The sequence below is a fragment of the Bacillus nitratireducens genome (assembly GCF_001884135.1).
Taxonomy (GTDB): domain Bacteria; phylum Bacillota; class Bacilli; order Bacillales; family Bacillaceae_G; genus Bacillus_A; species Bacillus_A nitratireducens.
This window is the reverse complement of the sequence record NZ_MAOC01000077.1, coordinates 155,005-175,282: the sequence shown is the minus strand read 5'-3', so window position 1 is coordinate 175,282 and position 20,278 is coordinate 155,005. Positions and strand designations below refer to the sequence as shown.

The window sequence follows — 20,278 nt, the reverse complement described above, 5'->3', positions numbered from 1 at the left end:
CCAGTTGCACCAGTTGCACCAGTTGCACCAGTTGCACCAGTTGCACCAGTTGCACCAGTGTCTCCAGTAGGTCCAGTAGGTCCAGTAAGCCCAGTAGGTCCAGTAGGCCCAGTAGGTCCAATAAGTCCAGTCAGTCCAGTAGGTCCAGTAGGTCCAGTCGGCCCAGTCGGCCCAGTCGGCCCGGTTGGCCCAGTAGTAGGTATGGTCGGCCCAGTAGGTCCAGTAGGCCCAGTAGGTCCAGTAGGCCCAGTAGGTCCAGTAGGTCCGGTTGGAAGTGTAAACGGTGGTATTGGTGGTAAAGTTGGACCTACAAGATTAGGATCAAATGCACTAGCGGATAATGATTCATCGGGATTTAAGCCATCTGAATAATTATTATTTGACATAAATTCACCTCCATAAAGCTTTCATTATATAGTAGATGCAAACTCGTAAGAAAATGACACGGACATTTGAATTATTGAAAAGAAATCTAAAATAACTTGAACAATATAAAAAAGTGGAAAGTTTTGTATTTGTATAACATATGATTGAGTTGGAAGAAGGTGATTATATTGAACAAGCAAAGCATTACAATTAGTTTATGTATGATAGTTCGAGATGAGGAAAAGACAATAGCCCGATGTTTGGAAGCGGTAGAAGAAATCGTTGATGAAATCGTAATAGTTGATACAGGTTCCGTTGATCGAACGAAAGAAATTGTAGAGCGATATACTTCTAACATATATGATTTTCAGTGGATTGATGATTTTGCGGCTGCGAGAAATTTTTCTTTTTCAAAAGCGACGCAAGAATATATATTATGGCTAGATGCAGATGACGTATTATTAGAAGATGCTCAAGAAGCATTGAAACAATTAAAAGGAGAATTAGATTTTAATGTGGATGCTGTTTCGATGCCGTATCACCTTGTAATGGATTCTAATGGGAAGCCTTTATATTGCACAAGAAGATATCGACTTGTAAAACGTGAAAAACAGTTTCAATGGTTTGGTAAGGTACATGAGTATTTAGCTGTTTCCGGTGAAATCTATAATAGTAACGTTGCTATTACACATAAAAAGGAAAAAGAAGTGACGGATCGTAATTTGAAGATTTTTCAAAATACTGTAATGGCGGGAGAGGAATTGAGTCCAAGAGATTTGTTTTATTACGCGAATGAGTCTATGGATAACGAAAAATTCAACGATGCGGTTCTTCTCTATGAAACATTTCTAAATCAAGACGAAGGATGGCATGAAGAGAAAATTTACGCATGCGGTAAGTTAGGGGATTGTTATGCAAAGCTCGGAATGTGGGAGAAGGCAATTGAATCTTGTGTAAAGTCGTTTCGGTACGATATCCCTAGAGGAGAGAATTGTACAAGAATAGGATATATATATATGGAACAACAAAAATATAATGAGGCGATCTTTTGGTTTAAACTAGCAACGGAAGTACCACTAGCAGCGGATAGTCCGTTTCACAGTCCAGCTAGCTACACATGGCTTCCATATTTGCAAATGTGTATTTGCTATAGCAAGTTAGGAGAGCAAGACAAAGCTTATTATTACAATGAATTAGCAGCTTCTTACGTTCCGAATAATGCTGCAGTCGAATATAACCGTAAATATTTTCGAGGTGTTTTTGATAAACAATATAAAGTGTAATGTAGGCTGTTTTTAGGAAATACCTTGTTATTATTCTAATGATGATAGATTGGCTATATATTAGAGTATTAGTAATGAAAACAGTAGAGGTGACATCCTTTGTAAGATGTATTCTGTTCATATGAGATGTATATTTCAAATTCAATTTGCATAAGGAGTGTGTGAAATGAATCGCGAAAAAAGTTCTTTATATGAAGAAAAATCCGATTATTATTATAATGCAGCGAATCCGAATGTATTAAAGCATATAAAAAAGGAATGGAAAGAAGTTCTTGATATTGGCTGTTCTAGTGGTGCATTAGGAGCGGTTATAAAAGAAAATGGCACACGTGTATCAGGTATTGAGGCATTTCCAGAAGCAGCGGAAAAAGCAAAAGAAAAGCTGGATCATGTTGTTTTAGGTGATATAGAGACAATGGATATGCCGTATGAGGAGGAGCAATTTGATTGCGTCATATTTGGGGATGTATTAGAGCATTTATTTGATCCGTGGGCTGTAATAGAAAAAGTAAAACCATATATAAAACAAAACGGTGTAATTTTAGCTAGTATACCAAATGTTGCTCACATTTCAGTATTAGCTCCCTTACTTTCTGGAAATTGGACGTATACAGAATATGGCTTACTAGATAAAACGCACGTACGTTTCTTTACCTTTAATGAAATGCTAAGAATGTTTTTAAAAGCAGGATATTCTATTAGTAAAGTAGATCGTGTATATATTGACCATAAAATGTATGAGCCACTTATTGAAGAGTTATATGAAGTTTGTAAAAAATATCGTCTTGGAAGTGGCTTCATGGCTGAGACAGTTGTGTTTCAATATATTATTGAAGCAGAAAAATCACAAGTATGAGTACTGCCGAAAAAACAATATTATTTGTTACGTGTATAAATGATCGGAAATTGTATGCACAATGTGCGCGACATATATTGAAATTGGCAGTACCTCCTGGGTATGCTATACAATTTATGCCGATTCGAAATGCAAAAAGTATGACGAGCGGATACAATCAAGCCATTTCACATCCAGCGAAGTATAAAGTGTATTTACACCAAGATGTATTTATTATAAATGCAGCCTTTCTATACGGATTAATTCAATTATTTGAGGAACATGAACATCTTGGAATGATTGGGATGGTTGGATCGCAATATGTTCCTCCAACTGGTATATGGAACGAAGGGCGTGGGATTGTCGGGAAAGTCATTGGTTATATGAACGATTTGTTTTATATGGCAAGTTTAGAGCAACCATTTCATGAATCAAAGACGTTTATTCCTGTTGAATGTATTGACGGTTTGTTAATGGCGACACAATATGATATCCCGTGGCGAGAAGACATATTTGACGGATTTGACTTTTACGATGTATCTCAATCATTTGAATTTAAAAAAGCAGGATATACAGTCGGTGTACCTGTACAACGCGATGCGTGGTGTATTCATTATCATTTCGATGTGAATATGACGAATTATGAAAAGCATAGGAAAGTATTTGTAGAGAACTATATGTCAGATGTGAATAAGGAAGAATAGAGGGGCTACAAAATGAAAGATCATACAATATTAGTCGTTGTTTGTATAAATAATGAAGAGCTTTTCAAGCAATGCGAGAGACAAATACGAAACCTTTTTGTTCCCCCTGGTTATGTTGTGCAAATTTTTCCGATACGAGATGCAAAAAGTATGGCAAGTGCGTACAACCGAGTACTTTCATATCCGGCGAAGTATAAAGTATATATACATCAAGATACTTATCTTATTAATCGGGAGATGTTTTATACACTCATTGCCCTTTTTAAAGATAATGAAAAGCTTGGTTTAATTGGAGTAGCTGGTGCTCAATTTTTACCGGGTAATGGGATATGGTGGGAAGGGAAAAATTTAGTAGGGAAAGTGATTGAGTACAGAAGACAGAATTATCAATTATTAAATTTAGACCAGGGGTATTATGGAAATAAGTCATTTATGTCAGTTCAGGCAATTGATGGTTTACTAATGGCAACGCAGTTTGATATTCCGTGGCGCGAAGATTTGTTTCAAGGATTCCACTTTTATGATGTGTCACAGTCTTTAGAGTTTCAAAAGGCTGGTTATTTAGTAGGGATTCCTAATCAAGCAAATCTATGGTGTATTCATTACAACGGAGATGAATTTGATGCGGATATATACGAGAAGTACCGGAAAGTGTTTGTAGAACATTATAAAGATATATTATCTCCATCGTAAGGGAGAGATGCATGGTGAAAGGAATTATTTTAGCAGGTGGCACTGGATCGAGACTATATCCAATAACGAAAGTAACGAATAAACATTTGCTTCCTGTTGGACGGTATCCGATGATTTATCATGCGGTATATAAGCTAAAACAATGCGAGATTACAGATATTATGATAATTACAGGTAAAGAGCATATGGGAGATGTTGTTAGCTTTTTAGGAAGTGGTCACGAATTTGGTGTGTCCTTTACGTATCGTGTGCAAGATAAGGCGGGCGGAATTGCACAAGCGTTAGGGCTTTGTGAAGATTTTATTGGGGACGATCGCATGGTAGTTATATTAGGAGATAATATTTTTTCAGATGATATTCGTCCGTATGTTGAAGTGTTTACAAAGCAAAAAGAAGGTGCAAAAGTACTGCTTCAATCTGTAGAAGATCCTGAACGATTTGGTGTAGCACATATTCAAAACAAAAAAATAATTGAAATTGAAGAAAAGCCGACGGAACCGAAAAGTTCCTATGCTGTTACGGGAATTTATTTATATGATTCGAAAGTTTTTACTTATATAAAAGAATTAAAACCTTCCGCAAGGGGAGAACTTGAAATTACAGATATAAATAATTGGTATTTAAAACGAGGGGTACTTACTTATAACGAAATGAGCGGCTGGTGGACGGATGCGGGAACTCATGCTTCTCTTCAAAGGGCGAATGCGTTAGCCCGAGATATAAACTTTGGGAAACAGTTTAACGGAGAATAGGTGAAAATATGAAAGTTGTAGAAACAAACTTTACCGATGCAAAATTGTTAGAACCGAGGCTATTTGGAGATGAGCGTGGCTTTTTTACAGAGAGTTATAATAAGAAGGTGCTAGAAACATTAGGGATTACGTATTCATTTGTACAAGATAACGTATCTTATTCAGCACAGGCAGGAACGATTCGAGGATTACACTTTCAAAAAAATCCGAAAGCACAAACGAAACTCATTCAAGTTATGCAAGGGGCAATTTATGATGTTATCGTAGACTTACGAAAAGAATCACCAACATTTAAACAGTGGAAAGGGTATATTTTAAGTGCGGATAACCACCGGCAATTATTGGTGCCAAAAGGATTTGCGCACGGGTTTTGTACGCTTGTTCCACATACTATTGTTATGTATAAAGTAGATGAGTATTATAGTGCACAGCATGACTCGGGATTACTTTGGGAGGATAAAGAATTAGCAATTCCATGGCCGGTAACAAATCCTATCTTATCTGATAAGGATCGAATATTACCATCACTTCAGGAATATGAAGATAGTTTTTAAGTAGGAGAGTTGTTTATGAATATATTAGTAACAGGTGGAGCTGGATTTATTGGAAGTAATTTTGTTCATTACATGCTGCAAAGCTATGAAACATATAAAATCATTAATTTCGATGCATTAACATATAGCGGAAATTTGAATAATGTAAAGTCTATTCAAGAGCATTCTAATTACTCTTTTGTAAAAGGAAAAATTCAAAATGGAGAGCTGCTGGAGCATGTTATTAAAGAGCGTGATGTGCAAGTAATTGTTAATTTTGCAGCTGAATCACATGTGGACCGTAGTATTGAAAATCCGATTCCCTTTTACGATACGAATGTAATCGGGACAGTCACTTTATTAGAATTAGTGAAAAAGTATCCGCATATTAAGTTCGTGCAAGTATCAACAGATGAAGTATACGGTTCTTTAGGGAAAACAGGAAAGTTTACCGAGGAAACCCCGTTAGCTCCAAATAGTCCGTATTCTTCAAGTAAGGCGAGCGCCGACATGATAGCCTTATCTTATTATAAAACATATCAATTACCAGTTATAGTAACGCGTTGTTCCAATAATTATGGACCGTACCAATATCCTGAAAAGTTAATTCCATTAATGGTTACGAATGCACTGGAAGGAAAAAAACTACCGTTATATGGTGATGGCTTAAATATAAGAGACTGGTTACATGTAACAGATCATTGTCGTGCGATTGATATTGTTTTGCATAAGGGACGTGTAGGAGAGGTATATAACATAGGTGGAAATAACGAAAAAACAAATGTAGAAGTTGTGCAACAAATTATTACCCTCTTAGGAAAAACAAAAAAAGACATTGAATATGTTACGGACCGTTTAGGGCACGATCGCCGTTATGCGATTGATGCAGAGAAAATGAAGAATGAATTTGATTGGGAACCGAAGTATACGTTCGAACAAGGATTACAAGAGACGGTGCATTGGTATGAAAAGAATAAGGAATGGTGGAAACCACTAAAAGAACAGTAACAGTAAGGGGCATGTAAATGAAAGAGCGGGTTATCATAACAGGAGCAAATGGTCAATTAGGAAAGCAACTGCAAGAAGAGTTAAATCCCGAAGAATATGACATATATCCATTTGATAAAAAGTTACTAGATGTAACAAATATATCCCGAGTTCAGCAAGTGGTAAAAGAAATAAATCCACATATAATTATTCATTGTGCAGCGTATACGAAAGTTGATTATGCTGAGAAAGAACAGGATCTTGCTTATTTAATCAATGCAATAGGAGCTCGAAATATAGCGGTTGCTTCACAATTAGTAGGAGCAAAGTTAGTTTATATTAGTACTGATTATGTATTTCAGGGCGACAGACCGGATGGATACGATGAATTTTATAGTCCAGCGCCGATAAATATATACGGTGCTTCTAAGTATGCGGGGGAGCAGTTCGTCAAAGAGTTACATAATAAATATTTTATCGTTCGTACATCGTGGCTATATGGTAAGTATGGAAATAATTTTGTGAAAACGATGATGCGATTAGGTAAGGAAAGAGAAGAACTATCTGTTGTAGCGGATCAAATCGGTTCTCCTACGTATGTGGCAGATTTAAATATGATTATTAATAAGCTCATTCATACTTCTTTATACGGTACGTATCATGTATCAAATAGAGGCTCATGTTCTTGGTTTGAATTTGCTCAAAAAATATTTTTGTATGCAAATATGAAAGTGAATGTATTACCTGTTTCAACCGAAGAATTTGGATCGGCGGCTGCAAGGCCAAAATATTCTATCTTTCAACATAGTATGCTCAGGCTAAATGGTTTTGCACAAATGTCTTCTTGGGAAGAAGGATTAGAGCGTTTTTTTATAGAAACAAAAAGTCATTAACAAATTTATGTTAATGACTTTTTTGTTTGCCTTTAAGCGGTTTTATGGTACTATAATTATAGTATCAGGTACTAATAACAAGTATAAGTATTTCTGGGAGGATATATCATGGAACTATTACAAGGGAAAACATTTGTTGTTATGGGCGTTGCGAACCAAAGAAGTATTGCATGGGGAATTGCTCGCTCTTTGCATAATGCAGGTGCAAAATTAATCTTCACATATGCAGGAGAACGTTTAGAAAGAAACGTTCGTGAATTAGCGGACACATTAGAAGGACAAGAATCGCTTGTATTACCTTGTGATGTAACGAATGATGAAGAACTAACAGCTTGCTTTGAAACGATTAAGCAAGAAGTTGGCACAATTCACGGTGTTGCACACTGTATTGCTTTTGCAAATCGTGACGATTTAAAAGGCGAATTTGTAGATACTTCTCGCGATGGATTTTTACTTGCACAAAATATTAGTGCATTCTCTTTAACAGCTGTAGCAAGAGAAGCGAAGAAAGTAATGACAGAGGGCGGAAATATTTTAACTTTAACATACCTTGGCGGAGAGCGCGTTGTGAAAAACTATAACGTTATGGGTGTTGCGAAAGCTTCATTAGAAGCGAGCGTGAAATATTTAGCGAACGATTTAGGCCAACATGGCATTCGCGTTAACGCTATTTCTGCAGGACCAATTCGTACGTTATCCGCGAAAGGTGTAGGCGACTTTAATTCAATCTTAAGAGAAATTGAGGAGCGCGCACCACTTCGTCGTACAACAACTCCAGAAGAAGTTGGCGATACAGCAGTGTTCTTATTCAGTGATTTAGCACGCGGCGTAACAGGAGAAAACATTCACGTTGATTCAGGATATCATATCCTAGGGTAAATAGAATAGTAATTATAATTTTTAAAGGACAGTCTCTAAACGTTGAGACTGTCCTTTTTATTGTTCTCAGAAAGAACGATTTTTAACGAAAGTTCTTGCCACGTTATGAATATAACTATAATAGTACACGATTTATTCAGCTACGTATGGAAGTGGGAGGGACGAGTGTGAAGAATAAAAATAAAAGTTCAACAGTTGGAAAACCGTTGTTATATATTGCGCAAGTAAATTTAGAACTTGCTACACCGAAAATAAAAAGAATTATCTTAACAAACTTTGAAAATGAGGGTCAAAATGAGAAAAGTAATAGAAATGAAAATATTGTAAGTAGTGCTGTGGAAGAAGTGGTAGAACAAGAGAAACAAGAACCACGAGAGGAGCCTCAAGTGGAGGTGGAAGAAAAAGTAGAGGAAGAGCAAGTGAGAACGGTCCCTTACAATAAATCCTTTAAGGATATGAATAATGAAGAAAAAATTCATTTTTTATTAAATCGTCCTCATTACATTCCAAAAGTAAGATGTAGAATAAGAACGACGACCGTCTCATATATAGGATCGATTATATCTTACCGTAATGGCATTGTATCCATTATGCCACCAAATAGTATGAGAGATATTCGATTATCTATAGAAGACATCAAATCGATTGATATGGCCGGCTTTTAAATATGTAAAGGTGGTAGAAAGCTTCTACCACCCCAATAGTTTTTTAGTTTACTTAACTATAGAAACGTCGCGTAAGCACTGAATAGCACAGAAGCAGCTTAAATCAACAGTAATGCAAGTAGATGTCGAGATTAATCTTGCATTTGGTACAGCTAAAAACGTACAAATTGGATCGTCGCCAGGTGGTACAGGAGACCCATCACCTAATACTACAGTTAACACACGTAGGACAGCACAGCTATCGTCATCTACGCTTTCTACACGAAAAATTGGAGATTGGCAGTTAGTAAGGCTTGAAGATGGTGCAAATGCTTCAAATGGCGTTCCAGCTTTTGTGTATAAAATAAAAGGGCGTGTATTTGCTACTGCTGCACTATTGTGTGCCCCTAAAAATGGAATTTCACAACCAGAACCACATGTTGAACTAGAGCAATCTTGTAGTTCATTGATGAATTTTACAACGTCAACTACGCAGTGAGAAGAGCTATGGTGTTTATTTTCGTTACAACTCATTAATGTCACTCCTTATCTTCTTGTTTGTATTTACATTAATAAGATATTGGAGTGGGGGAGATTTGGTCACAATCTTAAGACCTTTTTTTTTAAATAGGCTAAAGAGGATAAGGAAGGTGGAATTATGTTATTTACAAGCTGGCTTTTATTTTTTATTTTTGCGCTAGCTGCATTTAGGTTAACTCGTCTTATTGTTTATGATAAAATTACAGCTTTTTTGCGAAGACCGTTTATTGATGAGTTAGAGATTACAGAGCCTGATGGAAGTGTATCGACTTTTACAAAGGTGAAAGGGAAAGGATTAAGAAAGTGGATTGGAGAATTATTAAGCTGCTATTGGTGTACAGGTGTGTGGGTTAGTGCTTTTTTATTAGTTTTATATAAATGGATTCCTATTGTTGCAGAGCCTGTACTAGCATTATTAGCCATTGCAGGTGCAGCGGCGATCATTGAAACCATTACAGGATATTTTATGGGAGAATAATATATTTTCATAATACGAGAAAAAGCGGAGTTTAAAAGAATGAGGGAACGGAAATAAAGAGTTGTTCATATAGTAAATAGACAGAATTGACAGTAGAGGAGATGTTTGCTGTGAGCAATAATCCAAGGCAAAATTCATATGACCTACAGCAGTGGTATCATATACAGCAACAACACCAATTGCAACAACAGGCATATCAAGAACAATTGCAACAACAGGGGTTTGTGAAGAAAAAGGGATGTAATTGCGGGAAAAAGAAGAACATAATAAAACAATATGAAGAATGAAACACTCATGTTACTGTGAGTGTTTTTTATTATACATATAAAAAGCGGTATTTCAAAGGAGAAATACCGCTTTTTACTAGCTAATTTGTGCAACTGTTAATGCTGCAGCACGGATGTCTACAGTTCCAAGCAGTTCAACTGGTACAATTTGAATTAAGTCACCAGGGTTTAAGTTAATAAGAATAACACCACTGGATACGTCTACTTCACCAGTACCAATAACGTTAGAACGAACCGCTGTACCTGATCCAGGAATAATGTTAGCTGGTGTATTTAATGATAAGAAGAAACGACCAGCTTCTGGTGCGGTAGGAACGTTATCAAGACTAATTGTTAATGTATAACTGACTTGATAAATACCAGCTACTTGAATTCGAATACCATCTCCGACACTTACTGTATTATTTATTACAGGAACAGTAATATTGGGGTTTGGACTTACGCTAGGTAATAGTAATGGTGTGAATAGTGAAGCAAACTGAGGTGCAGAAGCGTTGAAAGCAAAACCGAAGGCAGGTAGTGTACTAGCTGGTTTCGCTTCACAATCAATTTTAGTAAATTCGCAATCAGAAGAGAACATGTTTTTCACTCCTTTGTCTGTTTCTACTTTCAGTTAATGAAAAGGACAGGTTCTATGTTCTAGACAAGTTCCCAATTTTATAAAAAATACATAATAATACCTTTTAAGCATGGATTGGGTGGCAGAATCATCTGCCACCCAATCCATGCTTAAATTAGTATTCAGTTTTATATAGAAACATCGCGTAAGCATTGAATAGCGCAGAAGCAACTTAAATCAACAGTAATACAAGAGGAGGTTGATACTAATCTTGCATTTGGTACAGCTAAAAATGTACACACTGGATCGTCACCAGGTGGTACAGAAGAACCATCACCTAATACTACAGTCAATACCCGCAATACAGCACAGTCATCATCATCTATACTCTCTACACGGAAAATTGGAGATTGGCAGCTAGTGAGGCTTGCAGATGGTGCAAATGCTTCAAAAGGTGTTCCGGCTTTTGTGTATAAAATAAAAGGACGTGTATTCGCTACTGATGCAGTGTTATGTGCTCCTAAAAATGGGACTTCGCAACCAGATCCGCATGTTGTAGTTGCACATTCTTGTAGTTCATGTATAAAACGAACGACATTAGATACACAGTTGAAATCACAATCATGGTGATGATGATCTTCATTACAATTGCAGCTCATTATGTTCACTCCTTATCGTGAGTTCTGACATACACTATTACAATATGAACGGGATATGATTGATATTACGTTAATTCTCAGGATAGAAACAGGGAATTTATATAGAGGGGATGTACATAACGTGATATGCAAAAAGACACCCTTATTTAATAGGTGTCTTTTCAGGTAAATCTTTTCGCGCAGTATATAAAAAACGAGATATATCTAGTTTCTTTCCTCTGAAAAATTGCGGGGAGGAAATGTAAAGTTCTTCTTTGGCACGCGTAATTGCGACATAGAGTAATCGTCGTTCTTCTTCTAATGCTTCAGAAGTCTCCGTCACACGGTCATTGGCATCTTTTAAAGAAGAAGTATGTGGCAGTATACCATCGCTTGCTCCGAGTAAAAAGACGCATGGAAACTCAAGGCCTTTCGCGTTATGAATTGACATAAGTGATACGGCATCTTTTTGCGGCATTGTTTTTAATGCTTCCATTTCTTTTTGACCTTGAATTGCTTCATTAATAAATTGTAAATAAGCTGGAATATCGGTGAAACGAGTTGCAGACTCCATTAATTCTTCTAACATTTCTTCTTGTATGTCTTTATGCATCGTAAAGGAAGAACGATCGTTACTTTGTAAGTACTCTAAATATTTTCCTTTACCATGAATAATTTCTTTTAATGCTTTTTTCGGTTCTAATTCTTTTATAAATTTAATAAAATCAATGCGCTCATTTACCTTTTTTACTTGAAAAGGTTTCAAGCTCGGATTTAATAATAAGAAATGAAGAAGAGAAGGGAAACGGCCCTCACCATATTTCCATTGTTCACGTTCGATAAAGGAAATGCACTCATCTCGGCCGATATACATAGTTGGCAATATGTTAGAAAGAGATTCTAGACGAAACGGTTCAATCACGAGTCGTAAATGATCTAATACAGGTCTAATTAAAGAGTGCTCGTAAAATGATTGACTCGCACCGTGTTTAATAAACGGGATTTTATGAATTGTAAGCTGATCAAGTAACGAACGGCTTACAGAATGTGTGCGATACAGTAAACAAAAATCTTTATAGTTTCGTTCACCACTATCTACTTTTTCTTGAATGAGCTGTAAAATTTGATTTGCTTCATCAAGAGTTGTAGCTGGTCGTGCGTAAAATGGTTGTACACCCTCTTCACGAACAGAATATAGCTCTTTATCAAAACGCTCTTGATTTAGTTTGATAACTTCATTTCCAAGTCCAACGATAAATGGATTGGATCGATAATTCGTATTAAGCGCGATAATCGTTGTATTATCAAATTCCTTTGGGAAAGATAAAATAATTTGGTGACTTGCTCCTCGCCAGCCATAGATAGCTTGATCATCATCACCTGCGATAAATAAATTATTTCTTGGCGTGGCTAACAATTTTACAATTTCATATTGTGCATATGACGTATCTTGAAACTCATCTACTTCAATGTAATGAAAACGCTCTTGTAATTGAGTAAGCAAGGGAGCGTTATTTTCTAACAGATAATACATTTCTAATAAGATGTCGTCAAAATCGATATAATTGTATCTTTGTTTTACCTCTTCGAAACGTTCGTATACTTCTTTGAACTCTTGTTCAACCGGTGTTTTCGCTTTTACATCTTTCGGACGATTCAATTTGTTTTTCTCAAGTGAAATCATAGCGAGTATCGTTTCGGCATCATAAGCGTCTTTTAAGCGTAATTCTTTCAAAATTTTCTTTATCATAATTTGTTTATGTTTTTCATTTGCTAAAATTTGCTGATTATATCCTTGACTACGAAGCAATTTTAAAAAGACAGAGTGGAATGTACCAGCAACGACATAGCTACTTGCGGCATGATTCATACCAGGTAAATTCGCTACACGGCTTCGAATTTCTTCAGCTGCTTTTTGTGTAAATGTAAGCAATAAAATATTCCGTGGATGAACTTGTTTTACATTTACTAAATAACCAACGCGGGTTGTTAAAACAGATGTTTTTCCGCTTCCGGCACCAGCCAATGTAAGAACAGGACCTTCTGTCGTTCGCACAGCTTCTAATTGTTTTTCGTTTAGAAAAACATTTTGCTGTTCGAGAGCGCGGAAATACGCCGCATCTGCATCTTCTTCCATAATTAAATGGGTAGATGTTTTCGGAATATGATATGTCGCACGCGGAATATCAGCGTGTGTTAACGATTTTTGTGAAAATTTTTCTTGTGTCATATATTCACCTTCAAAACTATAGCATCAACATTTAACTTTAGCGGAAGAAAAAGAAAATAGCAATGTAAAAAACAGGAGGGGGCTACCTCCTGCTACAAATTTATAATTCTTTTATCATTACGACGTGCGGGATATCGGCTTCCATAAATACATCAGAACTTGTAACATACCCAAGTTTTTTATAGAAATCTTCAGCATGCGTTTGAGCATGAAGTTTCAATTTTGGTAGCGATTCTTCCTTCGCATATGCTTCAAGTGCATCCATAATGATTTTGCCAATGCCTTTTTTGCGATGGGAAGCTAGTACGCAAATGCGTTCCATCTTTCCAACTCCATCAACGATGCGGAAGCGACCAGCACCAACTGGAACATCATTATCATATATAACAACGTGTGTTGAAATTTCTTCAAACTCATCATACTCTTCTTCTGCAGAAACACGTTGCTCATTCACAAATACTTGCTTACGTACAGAGAATGCATCTCTTAGTTGTTCGTCCGTTTGTACGATTTGTGCGTGCAAATTAGTTGTTCTCCTTTCCAAGGTGGAATGTTTCATGTACAGTCCACGTTCCATTTTCTAATTGGTATAGAAGGTGGAAACGATCGATTGGTTGTTCATAATAGAAATCTTTCATACGTAATCGACCTAATACATCAGCATGCTCTGCATCTGATAAGTCTTGACCGATTGTTAAATGAGGTACGAAAGAGTATTCACGCTCTTGTGTAAAGAAACCATTATGCATTTCTTCATTTAAGAAAGTTAGTTCAGGTGTTTTTTCTACTTTAAAATAAAGGACATTATTAACAGGTGCGAATGAACCGACTTTTCCAACATGAAGGGTGAAAGGGTTCGTTTTACTTGCGATTGTATGTAACTCGTTTACAATCGATTCTAGTTGATCATCTTGCGTCTCAAAGGGTGTTTTCAATGTAATATGTGGCGGAACTAATGCGTAGTGCGGATCATAACGTTTACGCAATCCGTTCGCTTTATCTTGAATCATTTTTGATGGAAAAATTACAATGCCTAATTTCATGTTCCAATTCCTCCCTTTGTAAGTCTAGTTAGATTTTGAGAAAAATAAATCTCTTTATCTATTATATCAAATTATTCTGAATACTGCTCTCTATTATTTCATTGATAGAATATGAGAGAAAGCTTTCGGTAAATCAGCTTGCCAATACTTCCAAGTGTGATTCCCTTCAAACTCTTCATAATGCGTGATGAAATTTCTATTTGTAAGAAGTTTATTTAACTCGCGATTTGGTCCTACGAAATCAGATACTTGTCCGTCTGTGCGCTTTACAGCTGTTTCTTCTGTCCCAATGACGTGATAAAGTTCTAACGCCTGTGGATCTTTGAAGTCTTTTGCTAAGTTCATAACTGTTTCATCAACAAATGGTGATTGCATAACGACTTTACCGAATGTATGCGGATACATAAGTGCAGTCATGAAAGAAACTGTACCGCCAAGAGAATCTCCAATTAAAACGCGTCCTTTACCCATTTGATACGTTGGATAATTTTCATCAATATATGGAGCAAGCTCGTGAGCAAGGAAACGAATGTAAGCAGCATTCTTTATATCATTCGGGAAATATTTTTCTTTACGATCGTGTACATTTTTATATGGAATACCGACAATAATTGTGCGGTCGATTTCTTCAGTTTCACGAAGACGCTCAATTACACGGTGCGCTTTACCAAGCTGAAAATAATCTCTACCATCTTGTGCAATAACAACCGTATGCTTATGGAGAGGTGTGTAATTTACTGGTAAATAAACAAGAAGTGTAAGTTCCTCTTGAAGTGATGTACTAAAAAATGAAATTTCTTCAATTCTCCCTATTGTTTGATTCATGTATATCCCCCTAAATAAAAATTTACTGTGATTGTAAGAGCGACGCTTGTAGTGAAAAGGAAAGAAATATTCACTAATAGGTGCCTCAATTTCTATTTTACCATAATGGTACGAAGAATCTAAAAAATTAGTATTTAAGTTATGAAAGAAAACGGATATAATGAAGTGGGATTTTTTACAGGTGAGAGGGGAGACAGGGTTTGAAACAAGAAAAATCAATCGCGCTACCATTAGCAATTTCTATTATAGCAATTTCATTCGCAGCAGTTTTTGTAAAGATGTCCTCAGCACCATCTTCTATTTTAAGTATGTACCGATTATGGATTATCGTACTTATTATGTTGCCAATCGTTTGGAAAAAGCGGGAAGAGTTCCATAAGATTCAAATAAAAGATTGGGGATTTTTAATTGGATCTGGATTCTTTTTAGCGCTTCATTTTCTTTTATGGTTTGAATCTTTAAAGCATACAACAGTTGCTAGTTCGACGATTATTTTAGCACTTCAACCGATCGTATCTTTAATTGGAGGTTTTTTCTTATTTAAAGAAAGAACAACCTATTCAGCCATTGCGACGATGGGTATCGCTATATTAGGTGTAATGTGTATTGGTTGGGGAGATTTAGGTTTAAGTAAACAAGCAATTTATGGAGATATATTATCCTTTTTAAGTGTAATAGCGGTTGTCGGTTATTTATTTATCGGACAAACGACAGTAAAGAAAGTATCACACTGGATTTATAGCTTTACAGTTTTTACATTCGCAGGTATTTTTATGGGGATTTATAATATCGTGCTGCAAGTACCTTTTACAGGTTATACGAAGTGGGACTGGACTATTTTTCTTTTACTTGCGATTGTGCCGACAGTGTCACATGTCATTAATAACTGGCTATTAAACTACGTAAATGCAACAACAATTTCAATGAGTATTTTAGGAGAACCAGTTGGGGCATCTATACTAGCGTTCTTCTTACTTGGGGAAAAATTAAATGCAATGCAAATTATCGGCAGCATGCTCGTATTGTTTGGTGTATCTGTTTTCTTACTACAGCAACAAAAACGAACAGCAAAAAATGTAGTGAACGAACCGGCTTATACACAGGAATTATAACGAGCCTATTCTAATATACGAAAAGAGAAGTTATTGGTAACTTCTCTTTTTTTGTTCCATGCAGAAAAGAAAACAGATTAATAGGGGGAATTCCCGCCATATAGCATGAAAAAGATAATATATAGCGGAGTTACATCATACGCTTCTCATACAAATATAGAAGGGGAGACCAAATGAAAGATATTTTAATGAAATACATGACAAAGCATACAACATTAAGTGAAGAGCAGCAGCGTATAATCGTGGAAGAATTACAAATTGCAGAATATAAAAAAGGAACAGTACTCCTAAGACAAGGAGATGTTCCGTCTAAATGTTACTTTGTATTAAAAGGATGCGTGAGGCAACATTGTATAGATGAAACAGGGAAAGAGGTTACATCAAATTTTTATACAGAAGAACAAGCAATCGCGAATTTCAACCATCATAAACAAGATAAATCATCCCCACATACATTAACGTGTCTAGAAGACTGCCTAGTTGTAGTTGGCGACCTGTATTGTGAAAAGGACATGTATAAGAAATATTCACAGTTAGAAGAAATGACGCGTCAAATGATAGAATACAATTTTGGTGAGGTACAAGAAGAACTTACATTATTTATTGCATCGACACCAGAAGAGCGCTACAAATCATTATTACAAAAACGACCTCATTTAATCAATCGTGTTCCTCAATATCAATTGGCAAGTTATCTAGGTATTACGCCAGAATCATTAAGTAGAATTAAGAAACGACTCAAATAGTAGAGTTTCTTCCACCTCTAATCAATAGCCATATACTAAATCCTAGTTCACCTGCGATCATCGGTAATTGAAAGACAACGTTAAGAATGGAAATCATCGCATCATATTGTGAAAACATTGTATTCATGACGTGAATTACGATATAACCGATAGCAGCGATGAATAGTAATACACTAATAAATTTCGGTATTTGTTTAGATAGAAAAGTTACATATCCTAAAACGAAAAGATGTAAGCCGAAAATGATTAACCCTACAGACCAAATGTATTCAAAAGCTTCTAGAAATAACATTGTATATGTTTCTGAATTAGCAACTGTACTTTTTGAAAGAAGTAATACAAATGTTAAATTGAATATAGAAATCCCAAGTATAGCTGTATACATAAGACGAAGACAGGTAGCTAGTAATGAGAGGCTAGCATGGATAGGCTTTAGAAAGAAATAAAGAGCCCATGAGGCGATAATATCCGTAATAAAAATGATAATCCATCCGAAAATTTCTGCTTTGAAAAGTGAACTTGAAGTTTGAATATTATGGAGTGTTGTGCTCGCATTACTTGGTACAACGAGATTTCCGTGAACAAAACCGTAAGAAAAAAATGCAGTGAATGCCATGATAAGAAGAGAAGTGCCTGCAAATAAGGCAAACTTTCGTTCATTCATATGTCGTCCTCCTATTTCAATATTACTTTCATTTTAATAAGAGAAGGAGGATGATTCATTGACTTAAATCAAGAGAGGAGAGAGCGCAATGGAATTTCCATCAAAAAAAGATGCATGGTTATATCCAATCTTTTTCATTGTTTTAGGCGCCTGTTTTGCTCCAATATTTGCAGGGAGAGACTACTTTCTTTTATTTTTTACAATTCCATTAGCGATACTGTTTAGTTGGAGTTGGTTTTCAACAAAATATATTGTAGGGGAAGAAGAGATTACTATTAGATCAGGTCTCGTTAAAAAGCGCATATTTATACGAGATATAAAACAAATTTCAAATACGAAAAACCCAATAGCAGCTCATGCATTATCATTTGATCGAATTGAAATCGTTTATGATTTATATAAAACAGAAATTATTTCTCCAAAAGATAAGGAACAATTTATCCAACTCGCAAAAAGTAAAAATAAGCATATTGAAATAAAGTAAAAGAGCGGCTATGAAGCCACTCTTTTACTTTGGATTTGTCATATAAGGTTGTACATGAATGACGCATAGGTCACGAAATTTTCCCTCAGCAGTTGTAACAATTACGACTGCTCTTCCTGCACTTTTTCCAGTAATCGTTACCGTATCACCTTTTGGATACATTGTGATGACATCAGCATTCATATTTGTCCAAATAAGTTCTTTATTCGTTGCTTGCACTGGCAAAACGGAAGCTGATAACTCAGTGCTTTGTCCAGTTCTCACTTTCAACTTATTTTTTTCCATATGAACACCGATGACTGAAATAACAGAAGGAGCAATAGAAATTTTGGGTGGATTAGGTTGTATGTTTAAACAAGAAGTAGAAGTATTTGTGATAGGTGAAAATTTTCTTATATGTTGTCGCTGGAAAGCTGCTAACATGTTGGAGTCCCCTTTCTGTATAAGTGCTGATACTAATACTATAAATGAGTAGTGTTATGTTAAATTTAACGAAACATAAAGAATTTGTTAAATTTGAGAAGAAGATTGTCGAACTTTAATAAAAGGAAAGCTCTGCTGTTATGATAACAGCAGAGCTTTCTTTTTATAGATTATGACTATGTTGTTTTTCGAAATTCTCAAATTGCTCTTCAACGTCTTTTGAAGGTTTAGTTAGTAAACTAACAATTATGATTACTATTAAACTAATAGCGAAACCAGGAATCATTTCATATAAGAAATCTTTTAAGAATTTGAATTGAGTCCAAATAATTACTGTAGCAGCACCTGAAATCATACCAGCAAGCGCGCCCCATTTTGTCATGCGTTTCCAATATAAGCTTAATAAAATAGCAGGTCCGAATGAAGAACCAAATCCAGCCCAAGCGTATCCAACAAGAGCTAAAATCGTATCATTTTGTTTAAACGCTAATGCACACCCAACTAAGGCGATAACAAGTACAGCCATACGACCGACAAATACAAGCTCTTTATCAGAAGCAGAGCGTTTAAAGAATGTACGATATAAATCTTCTGTTATAGCACTAGAGGTAACAAGAAGCTGAGATGAGATTGTACTCATAATCGCTGCTAAAATAGCTGCTAATAAAAATCCAGTAATAAGTGGGTGGAATAAAATTTTTCCTAGTTCAAGGAAAATTGTTTCTGGGTTAGATAATGTCAACTCTTGTTGTGAATAGTAAGCAATACCAATAAGACCAGTAAACATAGCTCCGACAACAGAGAAAATCATCCAGCTCATACCAATTCTTCGTGCGCTTTTAATTTCTTTTACAGACGAAATTGCCATAAAGCGTACGATAATATGAGGTTGTCCAACATAACCAAGGCCCCATGCGAATAAAGAAATCATTCCTAAAGTAGAGGCACCTTTAAAAATATCTAAACGTGTTGGATCTACCGATCGAATTGTATCAAATGCAGGTCCAAGTCCGTGTGAATTCATAATTGTTACGATAGGAACAAGAATAAGAGCAACAACCATAATGATTCCCTGCACGAAGTCTGTCCAACTTACTGCTAAGAAACCACCAAATAATGTGTAAGCTACAACAACGCCTGCTACAATGAATAATCCAAAATGATAGTTCATACCAAATGAATTTTCAAATAATACAGCGCCTGAAACTAATCCTGAAGCTACATAAAAAGTAAAGAAAATCATAATAACAAGTCCGGATACTAAGCGTAGCATGTGAGATTTGTCATGGAAACGGTGTTCCAAAAATTCTGGAATAGTAATAGAGTTGTTTGCAATTTCAGAGTAGGTACGTAAGCGAGGAGCGACATATAGCCAGTTTGCGTATGCGCCTAATGTTAGGCCGAATGCAATCCAACTACTACTTAATCCAACGCTAAACATTGCACCGGGTAAGCCCATTAAAAGCCAACCGCTCATATCTGATGCTCCAGCACTTAATGCTGTTACTGCGGGGCCTAGTGTACGCCCGCCAAGCATATAATCTGTTAAGTTGGACGTTCGTTTGTAGGCGAAATAGCCGATTACTAACATCCCGAGCATGTAAATAGAGATAGAAGTTAAAGTTAACATCTGCGTACTCATGTAGTTCCCCTTCCTTTTGTCTTGTCTTTTGATGCGTT

General features: G+C 36.0%; 26 protein-coding genes. 15 read left to right on the top strand and 11 right to left on the bottom strand.

Features of this window, described 5'->3' with window-relative positions:
• Positions 1 to 386: exosporium leader peptide-containing protein (locus tag BAU23_RS20415; RefSeq protein ID WP_116733309.1), on the bottom strand; the 386-nt coding region annotated here is incomplete at its 3' end.
• A 165-nt stretch (positions 387 to 551) separates the two neighbouring features.
• Here BAU23_RS20415 and BAU23_RS20410 point away from each other — a divergent pair.
• The 10 genes from BAU23_RS20410 to BAU23_RS20365 all read left to right on the top strand — a co-directional run bounded on the left by BAU23_RS20410 (position 552) and on the right by BAU23_RS20365 (position 8,590).
• Positions 552 to 1,649 carry a glycosyltransferase gene (locus tag BAU23_RS20410; protein WP_071735083.1) on the top strand — a complete coding sequence of 366 codons (1,098 nt, stop codon included), beginning with the start codon at positions 552 to 554 and terminating at the stop codon, positions 1,647 to 1,649.
• 166 nt (positions 1,650 to 1,815) lie between these two features.
• Complete coding sequence (locus BAU23_RS20405) at positions 1,816 to 2,505, top strand: class I SAM-dependent methyltransferase (protein ID WP_001078424.1); 690 nt, start codon at positions 1,816 to 1,818, stop codon at positions 2,503 to 2,505.
• On the top strand, positions 2,502 to 3,188 hold the full coding sequence (locus BAU23_RS20400; RefSeq protein WP_000100686.1) for a glycosyltransferase family protein: 687 nt from the start codon (positions 2,502 to 2,504) through the stop codon (positions 3,186 to 3,188). Before BAU23_RS20405 ends, BAU23_RS20400 begins: the two co-directional genes overlap by 4 nt.
• A 12-nt stretch (positions 3,189 to 3,200) precedes the next feature.
• Positions 3,201 to 3,881 (top strand): glycosyltransferase family protein, encoded by a 681-nt coding sequence (locus BAU23_RS20395; protein WP_071735080.1) that lies wholly within the window; start codon positions 3,201 to 3,203, stop codon positions 3,879 to 3,881.
• Between the two features lie 14 nt (positions 3,882 to 3,895).
• Entirely contained in the window at positions 3,896 to 4,633 is a 738-nt protein-coding gene (locus BAU23_RS20390) for a sugar phosphate nucleotidyltransferase (RefSeq protein ID WP_000676170.1), read from the top strand.
• An 8-nt stretch (positions 4,634 to 4,641) separates the two neighbouring features.
• On the top strand, positions 4,642 to 5,187 hold the full coding sequence (gene rfbC / locus BAU23_RS20385; protein WP_000869428.1) for a dTDP-4-dehydrorhamnose 3,5-epimerase: 546 nt from the start codon (positions 4,642 to 4,644) through the stop codon (positions 5,185 to 5,187).
• Between the two features lie 15 nt (positions 5,188 to 5,202).
• Complete coding sequence (rfbB, locus tag BAU23_RS20380) at positions 5,203 to 6,174, top strand: dTDP-glucose 4,6-dehydratase (RefSeq protein WP_071735079.1); 972 nt, start codon at positions 5,203 to 5,205, stop codon at positions 6,172 to 6,174.
• A 17-nt stretch (positions 6,175 to 6,191) separates the two neighbouring features.
• Positions 6,192 to 7,046, top strand: coding sequence for a dTDP-4-dehydrorhamnose reductase (rfbD, locus tag BAU23_RS20375; protein ID WP_071735078.1), 855 nt, complete (start codon positions 6,192 to 6,194; stop codon positions 7,044 to 7,046).
• Positions 7,047 to 7,154: 108 nt separating this feature from the next.
• Positions 7,155 to 7,925: an enoyl-ACP reductase FabI gene (gene fabI / locus BAU23_RS20370; protein ID WP_000421885.1), complete on the top strand. Its 771-nt coding sequence runs from the start codon at positions 7,155 to 7,157 to the stop codon at positions 7,923 to 7,925.
• A gap of 146 nt (positions 7,926 to 8,071) precedes the next feature.
• Positions 8,072 to 8,590: a spore coat CotO family protein gene (locus BAU23_RS20365; protein ID WP_002074917.1), complete on the top strand. Its 519-nt coding sequence runs from the start codon at positions 8,072 to 8,074 to the stop codon at positions 8,588 to 8,590.
• Positions 8,591 to 8,638: 48 nt separating this feature from the next.
• Here the strand turns inward: BAU23_RS20365 and exsY are convergent, their stop codons facing one another.
• The gene (exsY, locus tag BAU23_RS20360; RefSeq protein ID WP_002094687.1) at positions 8,639 to 9,103 is read right to left on the bottom strand and encodes an exosporium assembly protein ExsY; all 465 of its coding nucleotides are present in this window, start codon (positions 9,101 to 9,103) and stop codon (positions 8,639 to 8,641) included.
• 124 nt (positions 9,104 to 9,227) lie between these two features.
• Between exsY and BAU23_RS20355 the strand changes: the two genes are divergently transcribed.
• Both BAU23_RS20355 and BAU23_RS20350 read left to right on the top strand, forming a co-directional pair.
• Positions 9,228 to 9,587, top strand: a complete 360-nt coding sequence (locus BAU23_RS20355; RefSeq protein ID WP_000899658.1) for a DUF1360 domain-containing protein — start codon at positions 9,228 to 9,230, stop codon at positions 9,585 to 9,587.
• Positions 9,588 to 9,688: 101 nt separating this feature from the next.
• Positions 9,689 to 9,874: a hypothetical protein gene (locus BAU23_RS20350; RefSeq protein ID WP_033656535.1), complete on the top strand. Its 186-nt coding sequence runs from the start codon at positions 9,689 to 9,691 to the stop codon at positions 9,872 to 9,874.
• Positions 9,875 to 9,950: 76 nt separating this feature from the next.
• Here the strand turns inward: BAU23_RS20350 and exsF are convergent, their stop codons facing one another.
• The 6 genes from exsF to BAU23_RS20320 form a co-directional block, all read right to left on the bottom strand.
• Positions 9,951 to 10,454: an exosporium protein ExsF gene (gene exsF, locus BAU23_RS20345; protein WP_000492945.1), complete on the bottom strand. Its 504-nt coding sequence runs from the start codon at positions 10,452 to 10,454 to the stop codon at positions 9,951 to 9,953.
• 167 nt (positions 10,455 to 10,621) lie between these two features.
• A complete protein-coding gene (gene cotY, locus BAU23_RS20340; protein ID WP_001277705.1) occupies positions 10,622 to 11,092 on the bottom strand; it encodes a spore coat protein CotY in 471 nt (156 codons plus the stop codon).
• Between the two features lie 142 nt (positions 11,093 to 11,234).
• The gene (locus tag BAU23_RS20335; protein ID WP_000191184.1) at positions 11,235 to 13,301 is read right to left on the bottom strand and encodes an ATP-dependent helicase; all 2,067 of its coding nucleotides are present in this window, start codon (positions 13,299 to 13,301) and stop codon (positions 11,235 to 11,237) included.
• A gap of 100 nt (positions 13,302 to 13,401) precedes the next feature.
• Positions 13,402 to 13,824 (bottom strand): GNAT family N-acetyltransferase, encoded by a 423-nt coding sequence (locus BAU23_RS20330; RefSeq protein ID WP_000543289.1) that lies wholly within the window; start codon positions 13,822 to 13,824, stop codon positions 13,402 to 13,404.
• Between the two features lies 1 nt (position 13,825).
• Positions 13,826 to 14,344: a YjcG family protein gene (locus BAU23_RS20325; RefSeq protein ID WP_000765866.1), complete on the bottom strand. Its 519-nt coding sequence runs from the start codon at positions 14,342 to 14,344 to the stop codon at positions 13,826 to 13,828.
• 93 nt (positions 14,345 to 14,437) lie between these two features.
• Positions 14,438 to 15,169 (bottom strand): alpha/beta hydrolase, encoded by a 732-nt coding sequence (locus BAU23_RS20320; RefSeq protein WP_071735077.1) that lies wholly within the window; start codon positions 15,167 to 15,169, stop codon positions 14,438 to 14,440.
• A 200-nt stretch (positions 15,170 to 15,369) separates the two neighbouring features.
• On the opposite strand from BAU23_RS20320, the gene BAU23_RS20315 reads away from it, so the two are divergent.
• Positions 15,370 to 16,281 (top strand): DMT family transporter, encoded by a 912-nt coding sequence (locus BAU23_RS20315; protein ID WP_071735076.1) that lies wholly within the window; start codon positions 15,370 to 15,372, stop codon positions 16,279 to 16,281.
• A 173-nt stretch (positions 16,282 to 16,454) separates the two neighbouring features.
• The gene (locus BAU23_RS20310; RefSeq protein ID WP_000651762.1) at positions 16,455 to 17,027 is read left to right on the top strand and encodes a Crp/Fnr family transcriptional regulator; all 573 of its coding nucleotides are present in this window, start codon (positions 16,455 to 16,457) and stop codon (positions 17,025 to 17,027) included.
• Here the strand turns inward: BAU23_RS20310 and BAU23_RS20305 are convergent.
• A complete protein-coding gene (locus BAU23_RS20305) occupies positions 17,020 to 17,691 on the bottom strand; it encodes a DUF4386 domain-containing protein (protein WP_071735075.1) in 672 nt (223 codons plus the stop codon). The genes BAU23_RS20310 and BAU23_RS20305 overlap by 8 nt on opposite strands.
• Before the next feature lie 88 nt (positions 17,692 to 17,779).
• On the opposite strand from BAU23_RS20305, the gene BAU23_RS20300 reads away from it, so the two are divergent.
• Positions 17,780 to 18,175, top strand: coding sequence for a PH domain-containing protein (locus BAU23_RS20300; protein ID WP_000395630.1), 396 nt, complete (start codon positions 17,780 to 17,782; stop codon positions 18,173 to 18,175).
• Between the two features lie 24 nt (positions 18,176 to 18,199).
• Here the strand turns inward: BAU23_RS20300 and BAU23_RS20295 are convergent, their stop codons facing one another.
• Both BAU23_RS20295 and putP read right to left on the bottom strand, forming a co-directional pair.
• Positions 18,200 to 18,598 carry an Ig-like domain-containing protein gene (locus tag BAU23_RS20295; RefSeq protein ID WP_000878741.1) on the bottom strand — a complete coding sequence of 133 codons (399 nt, stop codon included), beginning with the start codon at positions 18,596 to 18,598 and terminating at the stop codon, positions 18,200 to 18,202.
• A 163-nt stretch (positions 18,599 to 18,761) separates the two neighbouring features.
• Positions 18,762 to 20,240 carry a sodium/proline symporter PutP gene (gene putP / locus BAU23_RS20290; RefSeq protein WP_000107196.1) on the bottom strand — a complete coding sequence of 493 codons (1,479 nt, stop codon included), beginning with the start codon at positions 20,238 to 20,240 and terminating at the stop codon, positions 18,762 to 18,764.
• Positions 20,241 to 20,278: the final 38 nt, after the last annotated feature.